Source organism: Pseudomonas sp. XP2 (assembly GCF_053557975.1).
The window spans coordinates 117,950-120,744 of the sequence record NZ_JBNRIK010000001.1 but is presented as its reverse complement, the minus strand read 5'-3'; the positions used below and the strand labels follow the sequence as shown (position 1 = coordinate 120,744).

Below are 2,795 nucleotides of genomic sequence, written 5' to 3'. Positions count from 1 at the left end.
CCGCGAAAGGGCCGCAAAGCGGCCCCAAAAATCAGTGCATTTTTACGATTTGCTGATCGGACGCCCGCCAGATAAGCCGGCTGGTGTCATACCCCTGCTGGCGTGCCTTGGCCAGCAGGTGCTCGCGCTCCCAGGCCGGCAACGTCGGCGTGCGTGACAGTATCCACAGGTACTTGCGGTCCGGGCTGCCGACCACAGCCGTGCGGTAGCGATCGTCCACGTACAGAATCCAGTATTCGCCCCGCGCCACGCCAGGCACCAGCCTGGTGAACCAGTTATCGAACTCTACCCACAGCTTGTCGGTGTGCCCCGGCTCCTGGATGCTTGCGTGCCCCTCGGCACGCAGCCACTCATCACCCATGGTGCGGCAGCGGTTGAGCACACCAAACGTGCCATCAGGCTTGAGGTTGTAATGCGCCTCGGACTGCTCGCAGCCGGTCTGGTAGCGCATGGGCAGGCGCGCCAGCTCGAACCATTTGCCCTGGTAGCGCTTGAGGTCGACGTTGCCAGCGGTCTTCGGCGCCAGCGGGTCGTGCACGGAGCCTGCACAACCGCCCAGCAGCAATGCCAGGCATACCCCCATCAGCAGGTACAGACGCCTCATTTGAGGCCCTGCCCTGAATACATCAGCACCTTGTCAGCCGCGTACTGCACGCTGATGAAGCTCTTCTCGTCCCCCCAGGTGCAGCTGCTCATGCCCAGCGCGCCAGAGCACTCGGTCGGCGTACCGAGCAACTGCTCGACCTCGGCCTTGTTCATACCGGCCTTGATCTTGGAATAGTTTTCCTGGTTGATCTTGCTGCAGGCAGTCAGGACGACGCACAGCGACAACAGGGCGAGGGAACGCAACGACATGAAGGACACTCCTGAAGAGGGGAAACAGGCGAGTGGCCTGCAGTGACCTTCGACGGGAAAATCCCTCCCAGGTTCCCTGCCCTACCCACTTTACCCCTACACCATTGGTCGGATGGCCACTACTGTGCGATTAATCACAAAGCATTAATCACTTCCCAATAAAAAGGCCGCACCCTTGCAGGTGCGGCCTCGCATCGCGATGGCCTGCGTAGCAGGCCCCGTGGGCATCAGAACCTGGACCCAGGCTCCAGCAAAAAGTCCATCTCTTCGCTGGTGCTTGGCCGCTCAAGCACCAGGTTGCGGTGCGGGAAGCGACCAAACCGGGCAATCACCCGCTGGTGCTGCTCGGCATAGTCCAGGAAGCCTTCGAACAGCCGCCGGCTGGCTTCGGGCTGCTCGTCCAGCAACAACTGATAGCGCTCGACACACAGGTTCTGCCAGTCCAGCACCTCGGCATGCTCCAGCACCAGCAGCACGAACACACGCTGTATCGGCAGCAACTGGTAGTCCCAGCCCTTCTGCAGGCCCTGCATCGCCACCACCTGGGCGCGCCGGTCGCCCTCGAAGGCGCGCGGCGTGTCGCGGTAGATCATGCGCGGCAACTGGTCCAGCAAGATCAACAGGCCCAGCCAGCCCTGCGGGCTTTGCTGCCATTCATCGAGCCCGCCCGCCAAGGCGTGCTCGACCAGGTCGCCAAACAGCGCATGGGCATCGGCATCGTGGTGCTTGCCGAACCACAGCGTGCTCTTCTCGTCAGCCACGGCCTGGGCACTGGTGCCCCAACCGAACCACCATTCCAGCAACGGCTGCCAAGGTGCGAGCATGACTTACTCCTTGTGGTAGGCGGTGACGCGCTCTACTTCTTCCTTCGAGCCAAGGATCACCGACACGCGCTGGTGCAGGCTCTCTGGCTTGATGTCGAGGATGCGATCGTAACCGTTGGTAGAGGCGCCGCCTGCCTGTTCGATAATGAACGACATCGGGTTGGCTTCGTACATCAGGCGCAGCTTGCCCGGCTTGCTTGGCTCGCGGGCGTCACGTGGGTACATGAACAGACCGCCACGGGTCAGGATGCGGTGCACATCGGCCACCATCGAGGCGATCCAGCGCATGTTGTAGTTCTTTTTCAGCGGGCCGGTTTCGCCGGCCAGCAGTTCGCCCACGTAGCGTTGTACCGGGGCTTCCCAGTGACGCTGGTTGGACATGTTGATGGCGAATTCGGCGGTGGTTGCCGGCACCTGGATGTTTTCGTGGGTCAGGACGAAGCTGCCCAGTTCACGGTCCAGGGTGAAGCCCTTGACGCCGTTGCCCAAGGTCAGGATCAGCATGGTCTGCGGGCCGTAGATGGCGTAACCGGCGGCGACCTGCTCGGTGCCTGGCTGCAGGAAGGCTTCTTCGTTGAGGCTTTCGTTCTGGCTCAGGTACTGGTTAGGGCAACGCAGCACCGAGAAGATGGTACCGACCGATACGTTGACGTCGATGTTCGAAGAACCGTCCAATGGGTCGAAGACCAGCAGGTACGCACCTTTCGGGTACTTGCCCGGAATCTGGTAGGCGTTGTCCATTTCTTCGGAGGCCATGCCGGCCAGGTGGCCGCCCCACTCGTTGGCTTCCAGCAGGATATCGTTGGAAATCACGTCCAGTTTCTTCTGGACTTCGCCCTGCACGTTTTCAGTGCCCATGCTGCCCAGCACGCCACCGAGGGCGCCTTTGGACACGTGATGGCTGATTTCCTTGCACGCACGCGCCACCACTTCGATCAGGAAGCGCAGATCGGCAGGGGTATTGTTGCTGCGGGTCTGCTCAATCAGATAGCGACTCAGGGTAACGCGGGACATGTATGGCTCCGAAAGGATTGTGGGAGTAAAAACCCCCGCAGTTTACAGGGAGAGTGGCAGGCTAGCGAGCAATGAGACTCGCCACGGCTCTCAGACGGCACA

General features: G+C 61.4%; 4 protein-coding genes. All 4 read right to left on the bottom strand.

Annotated elements, in window-relative coordinates:
* Nucleotides 1-31 precede the first annotated feature (31 nt).
* Nucleotides 32-604: a lipocalin family protein gene (locus tag ACK1VC_RS00515; protein ID WP_191087062.1), complete on the bottom strand. Its 573-nt coding sequence runs from the start codon at nucleotides 602-604 to the stop codon at nucleotides 32-34.
* Complete coding sequence (bamE, locus tag ACK1VC_RS00510) at nucleotides 601-855, bottom strand: outer membrane protein assembly factor BamE domain-containing protein (RefSeq protein WP_003249234.1); 255 nt, start codon at nucleotides 853-855, stop codon at nucleotides 601-603. The genes ACK1VC_RS00515 and bamE overlap by 4 nt, the downstream gene beginning before the upstream one ends.
* Nucleotides 856-1,082: 227 nt before the next feature.
* Nucleotides 1,083-1,679: a DUF924 family protein gene (locus ACK1VC_RS00505; protein WP_016489587.1), complete on the bottom strand. Its 597-nt coding sequence runs from the start codon at nucleotides 1,677-1,679 to the stop codon at nucleotides 1,083-1,085.
* A 3-nt stretch (nucleotides 1,680-1,682) separates the two neighbouring features.
* Complete coding sequence (locus tag ACK1VC_RS00500) at nucleotides 1,683-2,693, bottom strand: class 1 fructose-bisphosphatase (protein ID WP_012274595.1); 1,011 nt, start codon at nucleotides 2,691-2,693, stop codon at nucleotides 1,683-1,685.
* Nucleotides 2,694-2,795: the final 102 nt, after the last annotated feature.